This is a genomic window from Burkholderia sp. BCC1640, assembly GCF_902833125.1.
Taxonomy (GTDB): Bacteria; Pseudomonadota; Gammaproteobacteria; order Burkholderiales; family Burkholderiaceae; genus Burkholderia; species Burkholderia diffusa.
The window spans coordinates 1-24,254 of sequence record NZ_CADFEF010000027.1; the positions used below are offsets into that span (position 1 = coordinate 1).

Consider the following 24,254-nt stretch of genomic DNA (forward strand, 5'->3'; position numbering starts at 1 on the left):
GTCAGCAGATTTCATAGGGGCCCGCAGCGGCGGTATTGGCTGCAACAAGGCCGGATATAGAGCTGCAGCCCATCCTGTCAGTCGGAACACACGAGAACTGTTGCAAACGGGACGCGTTCATATAGACGACATGAAGAACGATTTGCCCGAACTGGCCCCGCAAGCGCTGCCGTCGGTCGATGCCTTGACGTCGCTGCTGCGCGACCAGCGCGCGGCCTACCTGCGCGCGCCGTACCCGGAGTGGGACACCCGCGCGCAGCACCTGCGCGCGCTGCGCACGATGCTGATCGATCACGCCGATGCGCTCGCCGATGCGATCAGTGCCGACTTCGGGCATCGCGCGAAGCAGGAAGTGCTGCTGTCGGAAATCTGGATGGCGAAGGAAGAGATCGACGACGCGCTCAGGCACGGCAAGCGCTGGATGAAGCCGATCCGCAGGCCGATGAACAAGTGGCTGAGGCCGGCGCGCGCGAAGGTGCTGCCGCAGCCGCTCGGCGTGGTCGGCATCGTCGTACCGTGGAACTATCCGATCCTGCTCGCGGCCGGCCCGCTGATCTGCGCGCTCGCGGCCGGCAACCGCGCGATCGTCAAGATGTCCGAACTGACGCCGCGCACGTCGGCGCTGTTCGAACAGCTGATCGCGAAGGCCTTCTCGCGCGACCACGTCGCCGTCGTGAACGGCGATGCGGAGGTCGGCGCCGCGTTCAGCGCGCTGCCGTTCGATCATCTGCTGTTCACCGGCTCGACGCACGTCGGCCGCCACGTGATGCGCGCCGCGGCCGACAATCTCACCCCGGTCACGCTCGAGCTCGGCGGCAAGTCGCCGGCCATCGTCGGCCCGAATGCACGCTTCGACGCGGCCGTCGACGCGATCATCGGCGGCAAGACGCTGAACGCGGGCCAGACCTGCATCGCGCCCGACTACGTGCTGCTGCCGCGCGGAATGGAAGCCGCGTTCATCGAGCGTGCACGCGCGCGCTTCGCGAAGCTGTATCCGGACCTGTCGACCAACGGCGACTACACGACGATCGTGTCGCCGCGCCATTACGCCCGGCTGCAACAGCTCGCGACCGACGCGCAGGCCGCCGGCGCGCAACTGCATCCGCTATCGGACGCGCCGTCCGATCCCGCGTCGCGCCGCTTCGTGCCGTGCGCGGTCACGCACGTGCCGGCCGCGTCGCAGCTGATGCAGGAGGAGATCTTCGGGCCGCTGCTGCCGCTCGTGCCGTACGAGCGGCTCGACGAAGCGATCGCGTACGTGAACGCGCGCCCGCGACCGCTCGCGCTGTATCTGTTCGATGAGGATGGCGGCACGGTCGACCGCGTGATGCGCGAAACGATCTCCGGCGGCGTGACGGTCAACGATGCGTTGCTGCACATCGCGTGCGGCAGTTTGCCGTTCGGCGGCGTCGGCGCGAGCGGGATGGGCGCGTATCACGGCTACGACGGCTTCGTGACGTTCTCGAAGATGAAGCCCGTGCTCACGCAGGCGCGCCTGAATACCCGCGGGCTGATCGCGCCGCCTTACGGCAAGCGCTTCGCCGCGGTGATCCGGATGATGTTGAAGTTCTGAGCGGCGCGGGCCACGCGCGTTGCGCGTCGGTCCGCCCGAACATGTCGCGCGGCGACGTTGCCGCGCGCGCCGTCACACGGGCCAGAGCGGCCCTTCCTGCATCGCGCCGATCTGCTCGCGCAGTTCGAGCACGCGTGCTTCCCAATAGCGATGCGTGTTGAACCACGGGAACGCGGCCGGAAACGCCGGATCGTCCCAGCGGCGTGCGAGCCATGCCGCGTAGTGGATCAAGCGCAGCGTGCGCAGCGCTTCGACCAGATGCAGTTCACGCGGCTCGAATTCGCAGAAGTCCTCATAACCGGCGAGCAAATCCGCGAGCGCGCGCGACGCGCCTTCGCGATCGCCGGGCAGCAGCAGCCACAGATCCTGGACCGCGGGCGCCATCCGGCTGTCGTCGAAGTCGACGAAATGCGGGCCCGCATCGGTCCATAGCACGTTGCTCGGATGACAGTCGCCATGCGTGCGCAGCAGACGGATCTCGCCCGCCCGCTCGAACGCGGCCTCGACGCCTTCCAGCGCGAGCGTCACCGCCGTCTCGTAGGCGGGCCGTACGTCGTCAGGAATGAAATCGTGCGCGAGCAGATAGTCGCGCGGCTCGTAGCCGAACGTGCGGATGTCGAGCACGGGACGCGCGACATACGGCTGCGTCGCGCCGACCGCGTGAATCCGGCCGATGAAGCGGCCGAGCCATTCGAGCGTGTCGCTGCGGTCGAGGTCGGGCGCGCGGCCGCCGCGCCGCTCGAAGATCGAGAAGCGGAAGCCGTCGAACGCGTGCAGCGTGCGGCCGTCGATAACGCGCGCGGGCACCGCCGGAATCTCGCGCGCGGCGAGTTCGGCGACGAACGCGTGCTCTTCCAGGATCGCTTCGTCCGACCAGCGCGCGGGCCGGTAGAACTTCGCGACGACGGGCGGGCCGTCCTCGATGCCGACCTGGTAGACGCGGTTTTCGTAGCTGTTGAGGGCGAGCAGGCGCCCGTCGGTGCGCAGCCCGGTCGGCATCAGCACGCTGTCGAGCGCGTCGAGCACGCACTCGGGCGTGAGGCCGGCGAACGGCGGGCCGGCGGGAGCTGCGGGGGCGGAAGTGACGTCTTTCATGCCCCGCATTGTGCCGTCAGCCGCGCCGAAACACGAGCGTCCGGTGCGGCACGCGCGCTCAGTGGATCGCGGCGCCGGCCGGCAGCACGGATTCGCCGGTGTCGATCAGGTCCTCGAGAAAGAACGGCTCGGTGTTGAGTTCCTTCGACTCGCCCGGCACGCCCGCGTACCAGGTCACCATGGCCATGTCGCCCAGAACACGCTGAACGATGCCGCGCGCGCCCTTGGGCACCGCGATATGGGTAGTGCAGACAATCGACCCGACATGCATGATGGTTCCCCACTCTTGAAACTTGAAACCCGGCTCGCTGGCGAGCCGGCAAATGCACGATCCGCGCCGCCCTCGTCGGGGTGTTGCGCGTGATCCCATTGTTCACGGTTTATCGAAGCGCGAAAAGAAGAAGAAGCAGGCGAAGTGCCGCGAATTCGTCGAATGTCTCCAATCAACCACTGCGCCGCGCGTGCGCTTGCACGGGCGGATACCCCCATCATACCCTGTCGAATGTGACCGTCCGCCGAATCCGGCCACACGCACGGCACCGGCCTCCCGCCGGCCGTGGTTGCATCAGGCGGCCGCCCTGCGTTACCTTTGACGTTCATTCGCGTTCAAGCGCATTTCGACACGATGCAACCGCTCACGTCCGCTCTCGCAAATTCCCGGCCGCAGTTCGACTCGCGGCCGCAGGCGTGCGCGCATCCGTCGGTCCTCCCTCCTCCTGTCGCACCGCCGTTCGTCGGCGCCGCGCCGCCCCCGCCGGCGGCACGCGTCGGCTGACCAGCCGGCTTTCGGTTTCCGTTTTCCCTTCGCCCGTTTGGGGCCGTTCGTGCGCCATGACGCACGGCGCGTTCCCGCGCGCGCGACGTGGAACGTTTCGATCCGTTCGACAGGTGGATTCACATGGTTTCGTTCAAACGCGCGCTCGCCGCGCATGGCGTAACGTCGCTCTTCGTCTTGCTGTGGAGCAGCGGCGCGATCTTCGCTGAACTCGGTCTGCGTCACGCATCCGCGTTCGCCTTTCTCACCGCACGCTTCGCGCTCGCGTCACTCGTGCTGCTCGTGCCGGCCGTCATGCGCGGACGCTGGCTGCCGCCGCGCGGCGAGCGGCGCATGGCCGCGCTGACCGGCCTGCTGATGATGGGCGGCTATTCGATCTTCTATCTTCTCGCGCTCGAGCGCGGGATCGCACCGGGCGTGCTGGCGACGATCCTCGGCGTGCAGCCGATCCTCACGCTCGCGATCGTCGAGCGGCGCTGGCAACCGATGCGCGTCGCGGGGCTCGGGCTGTCGCTGGCCGGTCTCGCGCTCGTCGTGTGCCGCGGCGTGGGCGGTGCGGGCCTGCCGATCATAAGCGTCGCCTGCGCGCTCACGGCGCTCGTCGCGCTGACCGCCGGCTCGCTGCTGCAAAAGCGCGTGCGCGCGGCGCCCGCCGACGTGTTGCCGCTGCAGAACGCGATCGGCCTCGCGCTGTGCGTGGCGATCCTGCCGTTCCGGCCGATCTCGGTCGAGGTCGGCTGGGCGTTCATCGTCCCGCTGCTGTGGCTCGGCATCGTGATCTCGGTGATCGCGCAGTTGCTGTTCTACCGGTTGATGCAACGCGGCGATCTCGTCAACGTGACGAGCCTGTTCTATCTCGTGCCCGTCGTCACCACGCTGATGGACGCGGTCTGGCTCGGCAACCGGCCTGAACCGCTCGCGCTCGCCGGCATGGGCGCGATCGTCGCGGGGCTCGCGCTCGTGTTCCGCACGCCGGCCGTTCGCGCGCAACCCGATCGCGCGTAGACGGACGGGCCGCCGCGCCTGCGGGTGCGCCGGCCCGTATCGAACATGTCTGACGTTTCAGCGCGAACCGAAAGGAGCGGGAAAGAATGGTGCAAGGCATTCGTCCGACTTACCGGAAAAGTGCGGAATCCCCGGGGTTTTCCGCATACTTTTAATGGTTCGGATAGCGAAAAACGCAGCGAGGTTGCCTATACTCGAACTGCCGGCCCCGTTCGCAATGGGGTCGGCCCAATACGAGAAATGCCCGGCATGGGGCTGGAAGACGCGTGTGCGCCTGTTCCAGCCGGCTATGGAGACACGCATGACGACCTACTTCACGATCGGCGACTTCATCCTGTTGATTCCGATGGCGCTGGCCGGCGCGCTATTTCTCGGCGCGGTGCCGTGCGCAACCGAATTCCGTCACAACCTGCTGCGCGTGCTCGGCGTCATCCTCGGCGTCGGCGTGGCGGTATTGCTCGTCGAAGGCCTGCCCGCGCTGCTCTAGCGACGCGTTGGCGTGCGCCGGTCACGCCGCCGCATCGCGGCGACGTAACCGCTTGTGTGCGTGCACAGCGATACGGCATGCAATGATTCGCATCCCGTATCGACTTTCCTTGATGCCGATCAGATTGCCTGATCGGTTGACGGTTTTTCCCACAGATTGATGCCGCCCTCGGTCGCGTAGCGATCGATCTCCGCGAGTTCGTCGGCCGAGAATTCGAGATTCTTCAGCGCGCCGACGTTTTCACGCACCTGCTCCGCACGGCTCGCGCCGATCAGCGCGGACGTCACGCGGCCATTGCGCAACACCCATGCGAGCGCCATCTGCGCGAGGCTCTGCCCGCGCCGCTCCGCGATGCCGTTGAGCTTGCGCACGTGCTCGAGGTTGTCCGCGCTCAGGTGATCCTGCTTCAGCGAGCCGCCGCCCGGCTTGTTCACGCGCGCATCGGCCGGCACGCCGTTCAGGTATTTCGACGTCAGCAGCCCCTGCGCGAGCGGCGTGAACGCGATGCTGCCCGTGCCGATGTCGTCGAGCGTGCCGAGCAGATCCTGCTCGACCCAGCGGTTCAGCATGTTGTACGACGGCTGGTGGATCAGCAGCGGCACCTTGTATTGCGCGAGCAGTTCGGCCATCTCGCGCGTCTTCGCGGCCGAGTACGACGAAATGCCGATGTACAGCGCCTTGCCCTGCTGCACGGCCGATGCGAGTGCGCCGGCGGTTTCCTCGAGCGGCGTGTGCGCGTCGAAGCGGTGCGAATAGAAGATGTCGACGTAGTCGAGCCCCATCCGCTGCAGGCTCTGGTCGAGGCTCGCGAGCACGTACTTGCGCGACCCGCCGCCGCTGCCGTACGGCCCCGGCCACATGTCCCAGCCGGCCTTCGTCGAGATCAGCAGCTCGTCACGGTATGGCCGGAAATCTTCCTTCAGCAGCCGGCCGAAGTTGGTTTCGGCGCTGCCGTACGGCGGCCCGTAGTTGTTCGCGAGGTCGAAGTGATTGATGCCGAGGTCGAACGCGGTGCGCAGGATGTCGCGCTGCGTCGCGATCGGCGTCGAGTCGCCAAAGTTGTGCCACAGGCCGAGCGACAGGGCGGGCAGTTTGAGCCCGGATTTGCCGCAGGTGCGGTATTGCATGTCGGCATAACGTTCGGAAGCTGCTTCGTAGGCCATGAGTCGGTTCCGTGAAGACGTCGGGGATGGGACGCGCGCCGCGCGCGAACATCGCGCGCCGGCGGCGAGGGAAACGTACGACGGTTATGGTATCGAACGTGGCCGAAGCGCGCACGGCCATGGACGCGACCGCGTGCGTCGCCTACACTGCGGCGTCTCGAATCACCGTTACAGCGAGGTTGGTATGTCCCGGGTCATCTCGGTTGCGCTGCTCGTCGGCGGCGTCGTGCTGCTGTATTTCGGCGGCCAGTCGTTCCATTCGATCAACGACAACGTGTCGCGCTTCTTCACCGGCTCACCCGCCACGAAGACGATCCTGCTGATCGCCGGCGGCGCCGTCGCATCGCTGATCGGCCTGATCGGCCTCGCGATGCCGGGCAACAAGCGCTGATCGCGCGGCTGCGCGACGCACGCCGGCGGCCCGCATCGCACGAGCGGGCTGCACGAAACGCAACGGGCGGCCCAGGCCGCCCGTTTGTTCATCCGCCCGCGCGGCCGCAGCGCCGCATCGGACAACCGGCGCGGCTGCGCCGCCGCCCGAACCGCCGTTAGAACTGCACTTCCGGCTTCGCCGCCGAACGCGTGCCCGGCATCGGCCGGTTGCTCACGCCGTGGTACGTATAGACGAGCGAGAACTTCACCTGGTCGGAGCGGTTCTGCCCCGCGGAATGCAGCGTGTTGCAGTGGAAGAACACGACGTCGCCCGTCTGGAGCGACGGGCAGGTTGCCGCGTCGATCATCTTGCGGTTTTCCGGTAGGTCGCTGCGGAAGAACTTCGCGTCGTCGAACGCTTCCGGCCCGAATTCGGCTGTATGCGAACCCGGCACCAGCCAGAGCGCACCGTTTTCATTCGTTTCCGGACCGAGCGCGAGCCACACCGACACCATGTCCGCGCGTTCGAACGACCAGTAGCGGAAGTCGCGATGCCAGCCCGTCAGACTGCCGTACGCGGGGTGCTTCGTCATCATGCAGTTGTGATGCGCGCGCGACAGCACCGGCTGTTCGCCGAAGTACTCGCGCATCCACGCGCCGATTTCGGGCGCGATCGCGCGCGCGGCGAACGCCGGATCGCGCGTATAGGCATCCAGCAGCCGCCGCACCGTATGCCCGCCCGGCGCATGCTTCGATTCGGGCGCGCCCGGGTAGCGCAAATCCGCCTCGAACTCGATCGGCTCCGCCGCTTCCTGCAACTGGCGCACCGCGATTTGCTTGAGCGCCGCACACTGCGCCTCGTCGACGAGGCCGCGCGCGACGACGAAGCCGCGTTCGCGCAATTCCGCGACTTGCGCGCGGATCGATTCCGACTGCAATGAAGACGACATGGGATGCCAGACGTTTATCGTGTGAATGTGACGATTGTAAATCGGCGCCGGATGCCGCGAACAGCGCCATTGTCGTACGCAGGGGCATGCCAATCGCCGATTTGATCTGGCGCAAGGGAACTGTGCGGCGCGGCGCGAGCCTCAGCGACAGGCGGTATGCAGCCACACGCTTGCGGCACAAGGGTTTATCGCGACTTTTGCACGTCATGAATCCCTTGTAGCCTGTCGCGGCCTGTCAATTCTGGCGGGCGCGGCGCGCAACGACTTTCGTTAAGATCCGTTGCGCCTTCCGAGGCCGTTCATACCAGTGCGCTTTTCAAGGGCGCCATTCATACAAGCGAAGCATCGTTCACATGCCATTCCGTCTGACTTCCCGTCTCAACCGCACTGCGAAACGCGTCGCGCCGTCCGCTCCCGCCCGCCCGCTGCGCCATCATCGCGCACGCACGCAGGCGCTCGCCGAGCACACGCACGCGCACAGCCGGCTGGACGGCATCCGTGCCTGGTTCCACGCGTTCTTCTCGATGATGAGCGCGCAGGCGTTCGCACGCCGCGCCGGCCTGCGCTCGCTGCTGCAGAAACCGTCGTCGCTGCGCGCGCTCGCGCTGCGCCGCACATTGGGCCCGCAGCGCCGCATCAACCGCCCGCGCCGCCTCGCGGCCAGCAACGGCTGGTTCGGCTTCAGCGCACGCTGAAGCCGCGCCGGCGGGCAGCCGCCCGCCACGATCGCCGCGACGCCGTCATTCCGACGGCGATCGACAGGCATAAAAAAAACCCCGGCATGCCGGGGTTTTTCGTTTCGAGCGGACGACGCTTACGCGACGCGTGCCGTCGGCTCCACGCCGGCCGCTTCGGCCAGTGCGAGCGCCTTGTCGGTCGCTTCCCACGAGAATTCCGGCTCTTCGCGGCCGAAGTGGCCGTAAGCTGCCGTCTTCTCGTAGATCGGGCGCAGCAGGTCGAGCATCTTGATGATGCCCTTCGGACGCAGGTCGAAATGCTCGCGCACGAGCTTCGTGATCACCGCATCCGACACGCGGCCCGTGCCGAACGTGTTGACCATCACCGAGGTCGGCTCGGCAACGCCGATCGCGTACGATACCTGGATCAGCGCGCGCGATGCGAGGCCTGCCGCGACGATGTTCTTCGCGACGTAACGGCCGGCATACGCTGCCGAACGGTCGACCTTCGACGGATCCTTGCCCGAGAACGCGCCGCCGCCGTGCGGTGCGGCACCGCCGTAGGTATCGACGATGATCTTGCGGCCCGTCAGGCCGCAGTCGCCCTGCGGGCCGCCGATCACGAACCGGCCGGTCGGGTTCACCAGGAACTTGATGTCGCCCTTGATCAGGTCGGCCGGCAGCGTCGGCTTGATGATTTCCTCGATCACGGCTTCGCGCAGCGCCGGCAGTTCGATGTCCGGTGCGTGCTGCGTCGACAGCACGACGGTGTCGATCGAATCGGGCTTGCCGTCGACGTAGCGGATCGTCACCTGCGACTTCGCGTCCGGGCGCAGCCACTGCAGGCGGCCGTCGCGGCGCAGGCTCGCCTGGCGCTCGACGAGACGGTGCGACAGGTGGATCGGCAGCGGCATCAGTTCCGGCGTTTCGTCGCATGCGTAACCGAACATCAGGCCCTGGTCGCCCGCGCCTTGATCGAGGTTGTCGTCATGCGCACGGTCGACGCCCTGCGCGATGTCCGGCGACTGCTTGTCGTACGCGACGAGCACCGCGCAACCCTTGTAGTCGATGCCGTAGTCGGTGTTGTCGTAGCCGATGCGCTTGATGGTGTCGCGCGCGATCTGGATGTAGTCGATGTTGGCCGTCGTGGTGATTTCACCGGCCAGAACGACGAGACCCGTGTTGCACAGCGTTTCGGCTGCAACGCGCGAATATTTGTCCTGCTCGAGGATGGCGTCGAGAATCGCGTCCGAGATTTGGTCCGCGACCTTGTCCGGATGGCCTTCGGAGACGGATTCGGACGTGAAGAGATAATCGTTTGCCACTTTTTCAGGCTCCTGTGTGGTTACGGTTGGTTTCACGTAGCCAGCTTCGTTGGGCCTGAAGCGGCGACGCTTTAGCGGATTACCAGGACCGGGCAGCGCGCTTCGCGCCAGCCGGCTTCGCCCCGCAAGTTGTCAGTTAACTCGGCGAAGCCCGTATTATAGCGGCTTTCGTGAATTGTCACAGAGCGCCACCCGTGCTGCATCGTCCGCTGTCCTACCCCCCTGTTCGCAACGTGCCGGCCAGCCGGCCCCACGGAGATTCCGCATGCTAGGCCGCCTCGGCACGCACCTCGCCATCGGCTTGCTGAAGCTGCTCGCCCTGCTGCCGTACGGCTTGACCGCACGGTTCGGCGACGGCCTCGGCTGGCTGCTGTACCAGATTCCCAGCCGGCGAAAGCGCATCGTACATACCAATCTGAAACTCTGCTTCCCCGACTGGAGCGACGAACGGCGCGAGGAAGTGGCGGGCCAGCACTTCCGCCACGCGATCCGCAGCTACGTCGAGCGCAGCGTCCAGTGGTTCGGCTCCGAGCGCAAGCTCGCGAAGCTGATCCAGGTCGACAGCGCGGTCGATCTCACCGATCCGGATCTGCCCCCGACGCTGTTCCTGGGCCTGCATTTCGTCGGCATCGAAGCCGGCTCGATCTGGCTGAACCGTTCGCTGCAGCGCCGCTGCGGGTCGCTGTACCAGCCGTTCTCGAATGCCGTGCTCGAGAAAGAGGCGAAGCAGGCCCGCGGGCGTTTCGACGCCGAGATGGTCGGCCGCGCGGACAGCGCGCGTGTCGTGCTGCGCTGGCTGCGCGACCGCAAGCCGGTGATGCTCGGCGCCGACATGGACTATGGCCTGCGCAATTCGACGTTCGTACCCTTCTTCGGCGTGCCGGCGTGCACGTTGACGGCCGTGGGCCGGCTCGCGAAGACGGGCCGCGCGCAGGTCGTGCCGTTCATCGGCGAGGTGCTGCCGAACTACAAGGGATACCGGCTGAAGGTGTTCAAGCCGTGGGACAACTACCCGACCGGCGACGACGATCTCGACGCGCGGCGGATGAACGAATTCCTCGAGGAGCAGATTCCGCTGATGCCGGAGCAGTATTACTGGGTGCACAAGCGCTTCAAGACGCGCCCGCCGGGCGAGCCGAGCCTCTACTGAGCCGAACCCGCGGGCGCGCCGTCAGATGCGCGCCTGCACCCGTGCCGCCTTCGGCGCGCCTTTCGCGCGCGCCTGCCAGAAAATCGTGGGCCGACTGCTGCGCGAGCCACGGATCCGCCCTCCCGCCGTTTTCCTCGCCCGGCCATCCGAATGACGCCCCGCCCGCGCAGGACGCCCCTGTCGGCTGCATGTATCATTTGCGGTTGAGATCAGCACGACGAACGACGCCGCCCGCCCTGGCGGCACGCCGCGTCCGCCGTGCCGACCGCCCTGTTCGCCATGGAATTCCGGACCCAGTGAAACTCTCGTTCACCAAAATGCACGGCGCGGGTAACGACTTCGTCGTGCTCGACGGCTATTCGCGCGCGCTGCCGCCGCTCACCGAGGCGCAGGTGCGCGCGCTCGCCAATCGACACTTCGGCATCGGCGCCGACCAGTTGCTGCTCGTCGAGAAACCGACCGTCGACGGCGCGGACTTCAAGTACCGGATCTTCAATTGCGACGGCGGCGAAGTCGAACACTGCGGCAACGGCGCGCGCTGCTTCGTGAAGTTCGTCAGCGACCGCGGCCTGACCGACAAGCGCAGCGTGCGCGTGCAGGTGATGAAGGGCCTGATCACGCTGACCATGCAGGACGACGGCGAAGTCGTCGTCGACATGGGCGCGCCCGTGTTCGCGCCGGCGCAGGTGCCGTTCGACGCCTCGGGGCTCGATGGCCGGACCGAAGGCAACGACACGCTGTGGCCGCTCGACGTCGGCGGCCACACGCGCTGGATCTCGACGGTGTCGATGGGCAACCCGCACGCGGTGCAGGTCGTCGACGACGCCGAAGCGTATCCGGTGCTCGACGAAGGCCCGTTGATCGAGCTTCACGCCCGCTTCCCGCAGCGCGTGAATGCCGGTTTCATGCAGATCGTGTCGCGCAACGAAGTGAAGCTGCGCGTGTACGAGCGCGGCGCGGGCGAGACGCTCGCGTGCGGCACCGGTGCGTGCGCGGCGGTGGCGGCCGGCATCCGGCGCGGCCTGCTCGATTCGCCGGTGACCGTGCACACGCACGGCGGCACGCTGACGATCAGCTGGGACGGCGCGCGCGACGAAACCGCCGCGCTGATGATGGCCGGGCCCGCCGCGACCGTGTTCGAAGGCGAGATCGACCTGAACGTCTGACCCTTCAACGTCCTGATAACTGAACGCTCCAGCCACATGAACGATCGCGAAGTCGCCGACTACCTGCTCGCCAATCCCGAATTCTTCGCGCAACACGCGGAACTGCTCGCGACGATCCGTCTCGCGAACCCGCACGGCAAGGCCGCGATCTCGCTGCAGGAGCGGCAGATGGAGATGCTGCGCGACAAGAACAAGCATCTCGAGCGCCGGCTCGCCGAGCTCGTGCGCTACGGCCACGAAAACGACAGCCTGTCCGCGAAATTCAGCCGCTGGACCGCGCGCGTGATCGCGGAACGCGACCCGTACGCGCTGCCGCGCACGATCGCCGAAGGCATCGCCGACGTGTTCGACGTGCCGCAGACCGCGCTGCGCGTGTGGGACGTCGCCGACACTTACGCGCAAGCCGATTTCGCGCGCCAGGTCGGCGAGGAAGTGCGCCTGTTCACGAACGGGCTGTCGACGCCGTACTGCGGCGCGAACACCGGATTCGAAGCCGCCCAGTGGCTCGCGCCCGCGCTCGCGGCGCCGGCCGTGAATGCGGCGGAAGGCGCTGAAGCCGCGCCGGCCGGCGACGGCGCGGCCACGTCGGTCGCGCTGCTCGCGCTGCGCGCGCCGCTCGGCGGCACCGACGCCCCCGCATTCGGCCTGCTGGTGCTCGGCTCGCCCGATCCGCGCCGCTTCCACGACGGGATGGCGACCGACTTCCTCGCGCAGATCGCGACGCTCGCGAGCGCCGCGCTCACGCGCCTGCTGCCGCACTGATCCCGCTCCCATGACCGACGATCCGATCGCCGCCTACCTGTCGAACCTGAAGCACGTCAGGCAGCTGTCGGAACACACGCTGCGCGCATACACGCACGAACTCGACGAACTGAAGAAGCTCGCCGCCGGCCGCCCGCTCGACGCGCTGACGGCCGCCGACATGCGCGGCGCGGTCGCGCGCGCGCATGCGGGCGGGCTGTCCGCGCGCTCGATCGCGCACCGGCTGTCCGCATGGCGTGCGTTCTACCGCTGGCTCGCGCAGCGCATCGAGATGCCCGCGAACCCCGTCGCCGCGGTGCGTGCGCCGAAGCGACCGAAGACCCTGCCGAAGGCGCTGTCGGTCGACGACGCATCGGCACTGATGGACGCGCCACTCGCCGGCACGACCGAAGGCATCCGCGATCACGCGATCCTCGAGCTGTTCTATTCGTCCGGGCTGCGCCTCGCCGAACTGGTCGGCCTCGACGTCATGTACACGCAGGCGGACGGCTACCGCTCGGCCGGCTGGCTCGATCTCGCCGAAGCCGAAGTCACCGTGCGCGGCAAGGGCAACAAGGAACGCAAGGTGCCGGTCGGCCGCAAGGCGATCGAGGCGCTGAACGCGTGGCTCGCGGTGCGCGGCGAATTCGTGAAGCACGATCCGCATCCGCTGTTCGTGTCCGTGCGCGGCAACCGGATGGCGCCGGGCGTCGTGCGCGACCGCGTGAAGCGCGCGGCGCTGGCAGCGGGCATCCCCGCCAACGTCCACCCGCACGTGCTGCGCCATTCGTTCGCGACGCACGTGCTGCAGTCGAGCGGCGACCTGCGCGCGGTGCAGGAACTGCTGGGCCACGCGAGCGTCGCCGCGACGCAGGTCTACACGTCGCTCGACTTCCAGCATCTCGCGAAAATTTACGACAGCGCACATCCGCGCGCGAAGAAGCGCGACTGACGCGCGCCCCCGCCCTCCCCGCCGCGCATGGCGGCCGGCCACGGCCGGCGCCGTCCGCGGCCCCTTTCGATCCGATCATGCAAACCGTCACACTCAGACCGTCCAAGGAAAAATCGCTGCTGCGCCGGCATCCGTGGATCTATGCCAATGCGATCGACCGCGTCGACGGCACGCCCGCGCCCGGCGCGACCGTGATCGTGCGCGCGCACGACGGCCGCTTCCTCGCGCGCGGCGCGTACAGCCCGCAGTCGCAGATCCGCGTGCGCGTGTGGAGCTTCGACGAGAACGAGCCGATCGATCACGCGTTCTTCAAGCGCCGCGTGCAGCGCGCGGTCGCGCACCGCACGACGATGGTGTCGGGCACGGGTGCGGTGCGGCTCGTGTTCGGCGAAGCCGACGGGCTGCCGGGGCTGATCGTCGACTACTACGTCGCGGACACGGCCGAGCCGGGCGCCGCGCCGCGCGGCCAGCTCGTGTGCCAGTTCATGGCCGCGGGCGTCGAGGCGTGGAAGGACGCGATCGTCGCGGCGCTCAGCGGCGCGACCGGCTGCCCGAACGTGTACGAACGCTCGGACGTGTCGATCCGCGACAAGGAAGGGCTCGCGCAGACGACCGGCGTGCTCGCCGGCGACGCGCCGCCCGCGACGCTGATCGCGAACGAAAACGGCGTGCGTTATCACGTCGACGTGCCGAACGGCCACAAGACAGGCTTCTACGTCGACCAGCGCGACAACCGCGCGCTCGTCGCGCAATACGCAGCCGGCCGCGACGTGCTCAACTGCTTCTGCTACACGGGCGGCTTCTCGCTCGCGGCGCTCAAGGGCGGCGCGAACCGTGTCGTGTCGATCGACTCGTCGGGAGACGCGCTCGCGCTCGCGCAGCAGAACGTCGTCGCGAACGGCTTCGATGCCGGGCGCGCGACCTGGCTCGACGCGGACGCGTTCAAGACGCTGCGCCGCCTCGTCGACGAAGGCGAGCGCTTCGACCTGATCGTGCTCGATCCGCCGAAGTTCGCGCCGACCCGCGACAGCGTCGACCGTGCATCACGCGCCTACAAGGACATCAACCTGAGCGGCTTCAGGCTGCTGCGCCCGGGCGGCCTGCTGTTCACGTATTCGTGCTCGGGCGCGATCGACATGGACCTGTTCCAGAAGATCGTCGCGGGCGCGGCCGCCGACGCGAAGGTCGACGCGCGGATCCTGAAGCGGCTCGGCGCGGGCGTCGATCATCCGCTGCTCGCCGCGTTCCCGGAAGGCGAATATCTGAAGGGCCTGCTGTTGCAAATCGTCTGACCGCCCCGATCTACGCGCACACCCGCGTCCGCCGGCCCGCCCCGCTGGCGGCTCCGCGCTCGAGCCTGTCGTCCGGACGACGGGCGAGGGCTTGACAGGTATGTTTCAATGGATGGTTGTGCGCCCCGGCTCGCGAGTCGACGGCGCGACGCACACATCCTGGTTTTGACCCCGATTCACGAACCACAGGCGACCGACATGGCCACTCCCGTCACCATCCTCACCGGCTTCCTCGGCAGCGGCAAGACGACGCTGCTCAAGCGCATCCTGAACGAACAGCACGGCATGAAGATCGCCGTGATCGAGAACGAGTTCGGCGAAGAGAACATCGACAACGAGATCCTCGTCCAGGATACGAACGAGCAGATCATCCAGATGAGCAACGGCTGCATCTGCTGCACGATCCGCGGCGACCTCGCGCGCGCGCTCGGCGATCTGGCCGCGAAGAAGCGCGAAGGCAAGCTCGACTTCGACCGCATCGTGATCGAGACGACCGGCCTCGCGAACCCGGGCCCCGTCGCGCAAACCTTCTTCATCGACAGCGAGATCGCCGACGATTTCCTGCTCGACGCGGTCATCACGCTGGTCGACGCGAAGCATGCGGACGCGCAGCTCGACGAACACGAAGTGGTGCAGCGCCAGGTCGGCTTCGCCGATCGCCTGTTCGTCACGAAGTCGGACCTGGTCGACGACCAGACGGTCGCGGCGCTCAAGCACCGTCTGATGCACATGAACCCGAAGGCGACGATCAAGATCGTGAACTTCGGCGATGCCGACATCAAGGAAATCTTCGATCTGCGCGGCTTCAACCTGAACGCGAAGCTCGAGATCGACCCGGACTTCCTCGCCGAGGACGACCACGCGCACCATCACCACGATCACGACCATGATCACGATCACGCGCATTGCGACCACGATCACGGTCAATGCGCGCACGATCACGACCACGGCCACCACCACGCGCATCACGACGACAAGATCAAGTCGTTCGTGTATCGCAACGACCGCCCGTTCGACCCGAACAAGCTGGAAGACTTCCTCGGCGGCATCCTGCAGATCTACGGCGAACGGATGCTGCGCTACAAGGGCGTGCTGTACATGAAGGGCGTCGACCGCAAGGTCGTGTTCCAGGGCGTGCACCAGATGATGGGCAGCGACCTCGCCGCGAAGTGGCTGCCGGTCGAGAAGAAGACCAACAAGATGGTGTTCATCGGCGTCGACTTGCCGCAGGACCTGATCACCGACGGCCTCGACGCCTGCCTCGCCTGAGCCTTCGGGCCGGCGTTGCGCGCCTTCCATGCTGCCGCCTTCCGGGGCGGCCGCGGCGCTTGCGCGGTGCCTTTTCCGGGCAGGGTTTCGCCGTCATCGCTTTTTCGCGATTTGCGCGTTATATTTTCTAGATATTGGCGCAGCCGACGGGGATCGACCCGATACGGCGCCCGCTTGCGATTCAGTTACAATACGTGCCCGCTGGAGTACGGCAACAAACAGGCCCGGTTCTTGCTGAACCAGTTTTCCGGGCATCGCAACCGCGCCGGATCGCCAATCCGCCTCTCGGCCGCGGCCGATGCAATGTGCCGCGCAGCACACCGGTTCGCAGCGCGCGCAACTCCGCGCCAGGCCTATCCTGGTATTTGAGAACCGGTTTTCCAGAGGCTTTCGGCCCCGCGGCGGCAAATCGCAAATGATTGCAAGCGCAGTTGCGGGTAATCCCAAAGTGCAGGCACTATCTCCTGATTTGCCGCACATTGAAGAAGCAAGCAGATGACGAAGAAACTCTTGACCGAAGCCGAAATCCTGAAGATGAGCGACAAGGATTACATGAATGAGGATCAGCTCGCCTTCTTCAAAAATCGGCTCGAACAGTTGCAGGCGGACATCCTCAAGAACGCAGGCCAGACGACCGAGAACCTGCGCGAGACGGTGATCGTCCCCGATCCCGCCGACCGCGCGACGATCGAGGAAGAGCACGCGCTCGAGCTGCGCACGCGCGATCGCGAACGCAAGCTCCTCAAGAAGGTTCAGCAGTCGCTCGCCCGCATCGATTCCGGCGATTACGGCTGGTGCGAGGAAACCGGCGAGCCGATCGGCATCCCGCGCCTGCTCGCGCGCCCGACGGCCACGCTGTCGCTCGAGGCGCAAGAGCGCCGCGAGCTGCGCCAGAAGCTGTTCGGCGACTGATCGAGCGGCGTTCCGCTCCGACACGCTGCTTCCCGGAAGCGCGCGGCCTGCCGCGCGCTTTTTGTTTTTCCGGCACCGGTTCCCGGCCCACCGGCCGATTTGCCTCCCCCTCTTGATATCCCGGCGCCCGCCCTAAAATGAAACGGACGCGCGCCGGGCCGCTCCCCGGCGCACTGCGATTCAAGCGGCGGCGCCCCGCGCCGCCCGACTCTTCCCCGTTTTTCTCAAGGAACGCAGATGGAGCAATTTCACGGCACGACCATCGTTTCGGTCCGGCGCGGCGACAAGGTCGCGCTCGGCGGCGACGGCCAGGTAACCCTCGGCAACATCGTCATGAAGGGTGGCGCGCGGAAAGTGCGGCGGATCTACAACAACCAGGTTCTGGTCGGATTCGCGGGCGGCACCGCCGATGCGTTCTCGCTGCTCGATCGCTTCGAGGCGAAGCTCGAGAAGCACCAGGGCAACCTGACCCGCGCGGCCGTCGAGCTCGCGAAGGACTGGCGCACCGACCGGATGCTGCGCCGCCTCGAGGCGATGCTGATCACGGCCGATGCGACCACCACGCTCGTGATCACCGGCAACGGCGACGTGCTCGACCCGGAAGGCGGCATCTGCGCGATCGGCTCGGGCGGCGCCTATGCGCAGGCCGCGGCCCGCGCGCTCGCGGAGAACACCGAGCTGTCCCCGCGCGAGATCGTCGAGAAATCGCTCGAGATCGCCGGCGACATGTGCATCTACACGAACCACAACCGCATCATCGAAACGATCGAGTAAGGACCGCACCATGAGCACCATGACCCCTGCCGAGATCGTCTCGGAACTCGACAAGCACATCATCGGCCAGGACAACGCGAAGAAAGCGGTGGCCGTCGCGCTGCGCAACCGCTGGCGCCGCCAGCAGGTCGCCGACCCGCTGCGCCAGGAAATCACGCCGAAGAACATTTTGATGATCGGGCCGACGGGCGTCGGCAAGACCGAAATCGCGCGCCGCCTCGCGAAGCTCGCCGACGCGCCGTTCATCAAGATCGAAGCGACCAAGTTCACCGAAGTCGGTTACGTCGGCCGCGACGTCGACAGCATCGTGCGCGACCTGATCGAGATCTCGGTCAAGCAGACGCGTGAATCCGAGATGCGCAAGGTGCGCAGCAAGGCGACCGACCAGGCGGAAGACCGCATCCTCGACATCCTGCTGCCGCAACCGCGCGCGGTGGGCTTCGGCAGCAACGCGGATAACGCGAACGACGACAACAACGCGACGCGCCAGACCTTCCGCAAGCGCCTGCGCGAAGGCCAGCTCGACGACAAGGAAGTCGAGCTCGACCTCGAGCAGCCGTCGGCCGGCATGGACATCATGGCGCCGCCGGGGATGGAAGAGATGACCGAGCAGATCCGCTCGATGTTCTCGAACCTCGGCAGCGGCAAGAAGCAGCGCCGCAAGGTGAAGATCAAGGAAGCGCTGAAGCTGCTGACCGACGAGGAAGCGGCGAAGATGCTCAACGACGAGGAAGTGAAGACGAAGGCCGTGCAAAACGTCGAGCAGAACGGCATCGTGTTCCTCGACGAGATCGACAAGATCACGTCGCGCAACAACGAAGGCAGCGGCGGCGAAGTGTCGCGCCAGGGCGTGCAGCGCGACCTGCTGCCGCTCGTCGAGGGCACGACGGTCAACACGAAGTACGGGATGGTGAAGACCGATCACATCCTGTTCATCGCGAGCGGCGCGTTCCATCTCGCGAAGCCGAGCGACCTGATTCCCGAACTGCAGGGCCGCTTTCCGATCCGCGTGGAGCTCGACTCGCTGTCGGTGAAGGATTTCGAGGCGATCCTCGTCGCGACCGACGCGAGCCTCGTCAAGCAGTACCAGGCGCTGCTCGCCACCGAAGACGTGCAGCTCGAGTTCGCCGAAGACGGCATCCGCCGCCTCGCCGAGATCGCGTACGCGGTCAACGAGAAGACCGAGAACATCGGTGCGCGCCGGTTGTACACGGTGATCGAGAAGCTGCTCGAGGAAGTGTCGTTCTCGGCCGGCAATCACGCCGGCGAGCGCGTGACGATCGACGCGAAGTACGTCGATCGCGCGCTCGGCGAAGTGTCGCAGGACGAAGACCTGTCGCGCTACGTGCTGTAACGCGCGCGGCGTCGAATGCAAAACGGGCGGCCCGGCGGGCCGCCCGTTTTCGTTGGTGCGTCCGGCCGATGCCGCCGCGCCCCTTTACTGCCGCACCGGCTTCTTCGCGAGCTTGCGCTGCAGCGTGCGGCGGTGCATGTTCAGCGCGCGCGCGGTCGCCGAAATGTTGTTGTTGTTCTCCGCCAGCACGCGCTGGATGTGCTCCCATTCGAGCCGGTCGACCGACAGCACGACCGGATTCTCCAGCGCCTCGTCGGCCTGCACTTCGCTCGCGTTGGTCTGCAGCGCGGCCAGGATCGACTCGATGTTCGCCGGCTTCGCCAGATAGTTGTCGGCACCTTCCTTCACCGCCTGCACGGCGGTCGCGATGCTCGCGTAGCCGGTCAGCACGAGGATCCGCGCGTCGGGCTGCAGGTCGCACAGCGGCGCGATCAGGCTCAGGCCCGAATCGTCGCCGAGATGCAGGTCGACGGTGATGAACTGGAACTTGCCGCCGGCCGCCAGCCGCAGCGCCGCCTCCTTGTCGTGCGCCTGCTGGACCGCGTAGCCGCGGCGCTCGAGGCCGCGCGCGAGCGTGCCCGCGAACACCTCGTTGTCGTCGATCACCAGGAAATTGTTCTCGCTCATGTGGTTTCTCCGTCTACGTGTTGGTTGAGGCGGCCGGCACCGCGATACGCGCCACCGGCAGGCGCAGCACCGCGCGCGTGCCGCGGCCGGGGGTGCCGGCCGGGCGGCCGTCCGGCGGGGTCGCCGCTCGTTCGGTCGCGCGCTGGCCCGACGCAGCTGCCGCGTGCCCGTTCGCGCCGCCACCGGCGCGCCCGTTGCCGCCCGTCGCGCGCGGCGTGACATCGGACAGCTCGATCTCGCCGCCGAGACGCACGGCCGCGCTGAACGCAAGATACAGGCCGACCCCGTGCCCGCCCTGCGTGCTGTCGACCGGCATCGAGCCGAGCGATTCGCGCAACGCGGCCGGAATGCCGGGGCCGTCGTCGCATACCTCGAATTCGATCTGGTCCGCAGCCCGCTCGTGGTGCGCGAGCTTCGCGGCCAGCGTCACGCGGTGCGGGCTCGCCCGCGCGGCGTTGTCGAGCAGGATCGTCAGGATCTGGCCGGCCGCGACGGTGTCGTCGAGCCCGACGCCCGACGGGCGCGCGCCGAGTAGTTCGAACTGCACGTGCGGATGCCGCAGGCGCCAGTGCTCGACGAACGTGTCGAGCCAGTCGTCCACCGGCTGGCGGCTCGCCGGCGCGCTCGCCCGGCTGCGCAGGCGCGCGAGCGCCGACGTGCAGAGCGTCATCTGTTCTTCCAGCACCTTCAGGTCGGCCTCGTAGCGCGCGAGCCCCGGATCGGCGCGGGCCGCGTCGCGCAGTTCCTCCGCGAGCATCGCGATCGTCGACAGCGGCGTACCCATCTCGTGCGCGACGGTGGCGGCCTGCACGCCGAGCGCGACCGCCCGCTCGTCGCGCAGCAGGTGCGCCTGCGCTTCGCCGAGTGCCGCATCGCGCTGGCGCAACGCGTTCGACATGCGCGCGACGAACCATGCGATCAGGCCGACGCTGACCATGAAGTTCGCCCACATCCCCGTGCGGTAGTAGTCGAACAGGTTCGCCGGATTGTCCATGTTGAGCGGCACCGAATCGAAGCCGAGCGCCGCGTAGCACGCGACCGCGAACGCCGCGAGCCAGATCATCAGGTGCCACGGCAGCACGGCCGCCGCGATCGCAAGCGACGGCAGGTACAGCGACACGAACGGGTTGGTCGTGCCGCCCGACAGGAACAGCAGCGCCGACAACGCGCCGAGGTCGACCCACAGCTGGCCGAGCAGTTCGAAATTGGTCTCGGGCCGCGCGCGCAGCACACGCACCCAGGTCAGCGCGTTGAAAACGATTTCGAGCGCGATGACCATCAGCATCGCCGGCAACGGCAGATGCACGCCGAAATAGGTCTGCACGACGCCGATCGTCACGAGCTGGCCGATGATCGCGAGATTGCGCAGCCAGAACAGGTGACTGAGGTTGACGCGCCCGGTGGTGGTAATTCGTTGCATCCGAGCAGTTTACCCGTTTAGCGCCCGGCACCTCTACCGGGGGCCGGATCAGTGAGGACGGACGGAGCACCGGGCGAGCCGGCGTCGAGCCGGATTGCACGGGCCTGCGCCGTCAGCCGGCCGCGCGTGCCATACGCTGGGCGATCTCGTCGGCGAGGCACTCCGGGCAGCGGCAGCGCGTACCGGGCGCCGGCGGCGCGCCGCCGGACAGGGTCGGCATCGACGCGCACCAGCAGTCGAACGGCTGCGTGCGGGCGCCGCAGTCGAAGCCGCGCCCGCAGTGCGGGCAGCGCGCACGGCGCGGAGTCGAACGGGCGTCGGCGGCGGTATCGGTCATGGCGGAAACGCGGAAGCGGGCATGAACGTCACCCTACGCGACAAGCATAGCGCGGCGGGCGGATTTTGCACGTCGGCCGATCGGCCGATGCGGGCCGCCAACGCGGGTCGAATCGCGCTGTCCACGCCGCCGCCGCGGGGCCCCGCGCGGGGTCCGGCACCATGGCCGGCGGGCCGCCGCGCGTGGCGACCGGCCCGCGAGATCGGCCGTCACGCCAGCCCAAAAACCCGATGCTGCGCTGCGCCACTCCTGTACAATTCGCCCTGTTTCAACCGTTCCCAGCCAGAGCCGCCGCCATGTCCGAGCCCATCGACCTCTCGCAGATCGCCCCCACGCTGAAGGCAGAAATCCTCGCCGAGGCGCTGCCGTACATCCGCCGTTACCACGGCAAGACCGTGGTGATCAAATACGGCGGCAACGCGATGACGGAAGAGCGGCTCAAGCAAGGCTTCGCGCGCGACGTGATCCTGCTGAAACTGGTCGGCATCAATCCGGTGATCGTCCACGGCGGCGGTCCGCAGATCGATCACGCGCTGAAGAAGATCGGCAAGGCCGGCACCTTCATCCAGGGCATGCGCGTGACCGACGAAGAGACGATGGAAGTCGTCGAATGGGTGCTGGGCGGCGAAGTCCAGCAGGACATCGTGATGCTGATCAATCACTTCGGCGGCCATGCGGTGGGCCTGACGGGCAAGGACGGCGGCCTGATCCACGCACGCAAGCTGCTGATGCCTGACCGCGACAACCCCGGCCAGTACATCGACATCGGCCAGGTCGGCGAAGTCGAGGCGATCAACCCGGCGGTCGTGAGGGCGCTGCAGGACGACGCGTTCATCCCGGTGATCTCGCCGATCGGTTTCGGCGAGGACGGCCTGTCGTACAACATCAACGCGGACCTCGTCGCGGGCAAGCTCGCGACGGTGCTGAACGCCGAGAAGCTGCTGATGATGACCAACATCCCCGGCGTGATGGACAAGGACGGCAACCTGCTGACCGACCTGTCGGCGCGCGAGATCGACGCGCTGTTCGCGGACGGCACGATCTCGGGCGGCATGCTGCCGAAGATCTCGTCGGCGCTCGACGCCGCGAAGAGCGGCGTGAAGTCGGTGCACATCGTCGACGGCCGCATCGAGCACTCGGTGCTGCTCGAAATCCTGACCGAGCAGCCGTTCGGCACGATGATCCGCTCGCATTGAGCGCGCGCCGCAAAACCACCGGCCCGGACCTGCCGGCGTCGCTGCGACGCCGGCGCATCTCCCGCAGCCGGCCGCGCGCCGGCGCGCCCGTCTGGCTGTTCGATCTCGACAACACGCTCCATCACGCATCGCACGCGATCTTTCCGGAGATCAATCGCGCGATGACGCAGTACATCGTCGACACGCTCCACGTCGGGCGTGCCGAAGCCGACCGACTGCGCACCGGCTACACGCAGCGCTACGGCGCCGCGCTCCTCGGCCTCGCGCGCCATCACCCGATCGATCCGCACGACTTCCTGCGCGTCGTCCACACGTTTTCCGACCTGCCCGCGATGCTGCGCGCCGAGCGCGGCCTCGCGCGCATCGTCGCCGCGCTGCCGGGCCGCAAGTTCGTGCTGACCAACGCGCCCGAGAACTACGCGCGCGCGGTGCTGCGCGAGTTGCGCATCGAGCGGCTGTTCGAGCGCGTGATCGCGATCGAGCACATGCGCGACCGTCGCACATGGCGCGCGAAGCCCGACCACACGATGCTGCGCCGGATTTTGCGCGCCGCGCATGCGCGGTTCGAAGACGCGATCCTCGTCGAAGATACCCGCAGCCACCTGAAGCGCTACAAGCGCCTCGGCATCGGCACGGTGTGGATCACCGGGCACCTGCCGGGCCATCTGCCGAACATCGGCCGCCCCCAATATGTCGACCAGCGCATTCGTTCGTTAAAATCGCTCCGACTGGGCACACGATCGGGGCGACAGAAATGCAGCCGACTTACCCGCAGGACCAAGCCGTAACGGAAGACCAGGCCACACCGTCCCGCGCGCGCCCGAAGCCGGGCGAGCGCCGCGTGATGATCCTGCAGACGCTCGCCGCGATGCTCGAGGCGCCGAAGCCCGAAAAAATCACGACGGCTGCGCTCGCAGCCCGCCTCGACGTGTCGGAAGCCGCGCTGTACCGGCATTTCACCAGCAAGGCGAAGATGTACGAAGGCCTGATCGAGTTCATCGAGCAGGCGCTGTTCGGGCTGGTCAACCAGATCGTCGCAAAGGAGCCGAACGGCGTGCAGCAGGCGCGCACGATCGCGCTGACGATGCTCAATTTCGCCGCGAAGAATCCGGGCATGACGCGCGTGCTGACGGGCGAGGCGCTGGTCGGCGAGGACGAGCGGCTCACCGAGCGCGTGAACCAGCTGCTCGACCGGATCGAGGCGACCGTCAAGCAGTGCCTGCGGGTCGCGCGTACCGAGGCGCAGGCGCCCGATGGCGCCGCGCCGTTCGTGCTGCCGGCCGATTACGATCCGGCCGCGCGCGCGAGCCTGCTCGTCAGCTACGTGATCGGCAAGTGGCACCGGTTCGCGAAAGGCGGGTTCCAGAGGCCGCCCGGCGAACAGGCCGATGCGCATTTGCGGCTGATCCTGCAGTAGCCGGGGCAGCCGGCCCGCGAAATCCGCGCTCCGCGGAATTCCGCTATACTCCTCCGACCTGCCGCCTCCTTGGCGGCAGGTCGGAAGCGCGCCGATTTGCTGACTCGATTGCGGGCGCGCGAACCGACCAGGGCCTTGATGCGTCTTCGTCCCGGCGGTTCACTATAAATGCGGCTAAAGAGGTCGTCAGCCGCGCACCTTCGCCTCCGCGCATCGCCGACACCG

At 67.4% G+C, this 24,254-nt stretch carries 25 protein-coding genes; 17 read left to right on the forward strand and 8 right to left on the reverse strand.

All coding sequences use genetic code 11. The features are described from left to right. Positions 1-130 precede the first annotated feature (130 nt). On the forward strand, positions 131-1,573 hold the full coding sequence (locus HWX25_RS25145; protein ID WP_175911124.1) for a coniferyl aldehyde dehydrogenase: 1,443 nt from the start codon (positions 131-133) through the stop codon (positions 1,571-1,573). A 72-nt stretch (positions 1,574-1,645) separates the two neighbouring features. Here the strand turns inward: HWX25_RS25145 and HWX25_RS25150 are convergent, their stop codons facing one another. Continuing rightward, entirely contained in the window at positions 1,646-2,677 is a 1,032-nt protein-coding gene (locus HWX25_RS25150; RefSeq protein ID WP_175911126.1) for a serine/threonine protein kinase, read from the reverse strand. Between the two features lie 49 nt (positions 2,678-2,726). Beyond that, positions 2,727-2,939, reverse strand: coding sequence for a hypothetical protein (locus tag HWX25_RS25155; RefSeq protein WP_011886311.1), 213 nt, complete (start codon positions 2,937-2,939; stop codon positions 2,727-2,729). Positions 2,940-3,566: 627 nt separating this feature from the next. Here HWX25_RS25155 and HWX25_RS25160 point away from each other — a divergent pair. Together HWX25_RS25160 and HWX25_RS25165 are read left to right on the forward strand one after the other, a co-directional pair. Continuing rightward, on the forward strand, positions 3,567-4,448 hold the full coding sequence (locus HWX25_RS25160) for a DMT family transporter (RefSeq protein WP_175911128.1): 882 nt from the start codon (positions 3,567-3,569) through the stop codon (positions 4,446-4,448). Positions 4,449-4,749: 301 nt separating this feature from the next. After that, entirely contained in the window at positions 4,750-4,935 is a 186-nt protein-coding gene (locus HWX25_RS25165; protein WP_014895742.1) for a hypothetical protein, read from the forward strand. Between the two features lie 119 nt (positions 4,936-5,054). Here HWX25_RS25165 and mgrA read toward each other — a convergent pair whose 3' ends face one another. Next, the gene (gene mgrA, locus HWX25_RS25170; RefSeq protein WP_059819940.1) at positions 5,055-6,098 is read right to left on the reverse strand and encodes an L-glyceraldehyde 3-phosphate reductase; all 1,044 of its coding nucleotides are present in this window, start codon (positions 6,096-6,098) and stop codon (positions 5,055-5,057) included. Between the two features lie 184 nt (positions 6,099-6,282). On the opposite strand from mgrA, the gene HWX25_RS25175 reads away from it, so the two are divergent. After that, a complete protein-coding gene (locus HWX25_RS25175) occupies positions 6,283-6,489 on the forward strand; it encodes a DUF3185 family protein (RefSeq protein WP_059534988.1) in 207 nt (68 codons plus the stop codon). Positions 6,490-6,646: 157 nt separating this feature from the next. Here the strand turns inward: HWX25_RS25175 and HWX25_RS25180 are convergent, their stop codons facing one another. Further along, complete coding sequence (locus HWX25_RS25180) at positions 6,647-7,420, reverse strand: phytanoyl-CoA dioxygenase family protein (protein ID WP_175911130.1); 774 nt, start codon at positions 7,418-7,420, stop codon at positions 6,647-6,649. A gap of 353 nt (positions 7,421-7,773) precedes the next feature. Between HWX25_RS25180 and HWX25_RS25185 the strand changes: the two genes are divergently transcribed. After that, complete coding sequence (locus HWX25_RS25185; RefSeq protein ID WP_059819942.1) at positions 7,774-8,115, forward strand: hypothetical protein; 342 nt, start codon at positions 7,774-7,776, stop codon at positions 8,113-8,115. A 119-nt stretch (positions 8,116-8,234) separates the two neighbouring features. Here HWX25_RS25185 and metK read toward each other — a convergent pair whose 3' ends face one another. Continuing rightward, on the reverse strand, positions 8,235-9,422 hold the full coding sequence (metK, locus tag HWX25_RS25190) for a methionine adenosyltransferase (protein ID WP_043184698.1): 1,188 nt from the start codon (positions 9,420-9,422) through the stop codon (positions 8,235-8,237). Between the two features lie 265 nt (positions 9,423-9,687). On the opposite strand from metK, the gene lpxL reads away from it, so the two are divergent. From lpxL to hslU, 9 genes are all read left to right on the forward strand, one after another. Then, positions 9,688-10,572, forward strand: coding sequence for a lauroyl acyltransferase LpxL (gene lpxL / locus HWX25_RS25195; RefSeq protein WP_175911132.1), 885 nt, complete (start codon positions 9,688-9,690; stop codon positions 10,570-10,572). Positions 10,573-10,868: 296 nt separating this feature from the next. Continuing rightward, a complete protein-coding gene (gene dapF, locus HWX25_RS25200; RefSeq protein ID WP_175911133.1) occupies positions 10,869-11,738 on the forward strand; it encodes a diaminopimelate epimerase in 870 nt (289 codons plus the stop codon). A gap of 36 nt (positions 11,739-11,774) precedes the next feature. After that, positions 11,775-12,500: a DUF484 family protein gene (locus HWX25_RS25205; protein ID WP_059534978.1), complete on the forward strand. Its 726-nt coding sequence runs from the start codon at positions 11,775-11,777 to the stop codon at positions 12,498-12,500. 10 nt (positions 12,501-12,510) lie between these two features. Then, positions 12,511-13,431, forward strand: a complete 921-nt coding sequence (gene xerC, locus HWX25_RS25210) for a tyrosine recombinase XerC (RefSeq protein ID WP_059534976.1) — start codon at positions 12,511-12,513, stop codon at positions 13,429-13,431. Between the two features lie 77 nt (positions 13,432-13,508). After that, complete coding sequence (locus tag HWX25_RS25215; RefSeq protein WP_059819944.1) at positions 13,509-14,723, forward strand: class I SAM-dependent rRNA methyltransferase; 1,215 nt, start codon at positions 13,509-13,511, stop codon at positions 14,721-14,723. Between the two features lie 198 nt (positions 14,724-14,921). Continuing rightward, positions 14,922-15,992, forward strand: a complete 1,071-nt coding sequence (locus HWX25_RS25220; RefSeq protein ID WP_059819945.1) for a GTP-binding protein — start codon at positions 14,922-14,924, stop codon at positions 15,990-15,992. Positions 15,993-16,487: 495 nt separating this feature from the next. Then, positions 16,488-16,904 (forward strand): RNA polymerase-binding protein DksA, encoded by a 417-nt coding sequence (gene dksA, locus HWX25_RS25225; protein ID WP_006477498.1) that lies wholly within the window; start codon positions 16,488-16,490, stop codon positions 16,902-16,904. 237 nt (positions 16,905-17,141) lie between these two features. Further along, the gene (gene hslV / locus HWX25_RS25230; RefSeq protein ID WP_006760749.1) at positions 17,142-17,678 is read left to right on the forward strand and encodes an ATP-dependent protease subunit HslV; all 537 of its coding nucleotides are present in this window, start codon (positions 17,142-17,144) and stop codon (positions 17,676-17,678) included. A gap of 10 nt (positions 17,679-17,688) precedes the next feature. Next, positions 17,689-19,032, forward strand: coding sequence for an ATP-dependent protease ATPase subunit HslU (hslU, locus tag HWX25_RS25235; RefSeq protein WP_175911135.1), 1,344 nt, complete (start codon positions 17,689-17,691; stop codon positions 19,030-19,032). Positions 19,033-19,116: 84 nt separating this feature from the next. Here the strand turns inward: hslU and HWX25_RS25240 are convergent, their stop codons facing one another. The 3 genes from HWX25_RS25240 to HWX25_RS25250 all read right to left on the reverse strand — a co-directional run bounded on the left by HWX25_RS25240 (position 19,117) and on the right by HWX25_RS25250 (position 21,416). Beyond that, a complete protein-coding gene (locus tag HWX25_RS25240; protein ID WP_044847841.1) occupies positions 19,117-19,659 on the reverse strand; it encodes a response regulator transcription factor in 543 nt (180 codons plus the stop codon). 13 nt (positions 19,660-19,672) lie between these two features. Beyond that, on the reverse strand, positions 19,673-21,079 hold the full coding sequence (locus HWX25_RS25245) for an ATP-binding protein (RefSeq protein WP_059703134.1): 1,407 nt from the start codon (positions 21,077-21,079) through the stop codon (positions 19,673-19,675). A 112-nt stretch (positions 21,080-21,191) separates the two neighbouring features. Next, positions 21,192-21,416, reverse strand: a complete 225-nt coding sequence (locus HWX25_RS25250) for a cysteine-rich CWC family protein (protein WP_059691929.1) — start codon at positions 21,414-21,416, stop codon at positions 21,192-21,194. A gap of 296 nt (positions 21,417-21,712) precedes the next feature. Between HWX25_RS25250 and argB the strand changes: the two genes are divergently transcribed. The 3 genes from argB to slmA are packed head-to-tail and all read left to right on the forward strand — an operon-like array spanning position 21,713 to position 24,029. Continuing rightward, a complete protein-coding gene (gene argB, locus HWX25_RS25255) occupies positions 21,713-22,612 on the forward strand; it encodes an acetylglutamate kinase (RefSeq protein ID WP_175911136.1) in 900 nt (299 codons plus the stop codon). Next, a complete protein-coding gene (locus tag HWX25_RS25260; RefSeq protein ID WP_175911138.1) occupies positions 22,609-23,400 on the forward strand; it encodes a pyrimidine 5'-nucleotidase in 792 nt (263 codons plus the stop codon). Before argB ends, HWX25_RS25260 begins: the two co-directional genes overlap by 4 nt. Further along, positions 23,367-24,029 carry a nucleoid occlusion factor SlmA gene (gene slmA, locus HWX25_RS25265; protein WP_059819946.1) on the forward strand — a complete coding sequence of 221 codons (663 nt, stop codon included), beginning with the start codon at positions 23,367-23,369 and terminating at the stop codon, positions 24,027-24,029. Before HWX25_RS25260 ends, slmA begins: the two co-directional genes overlap by 34 nt. Positions 24,030-24,254: the final 225 nt, after the last annotated feature.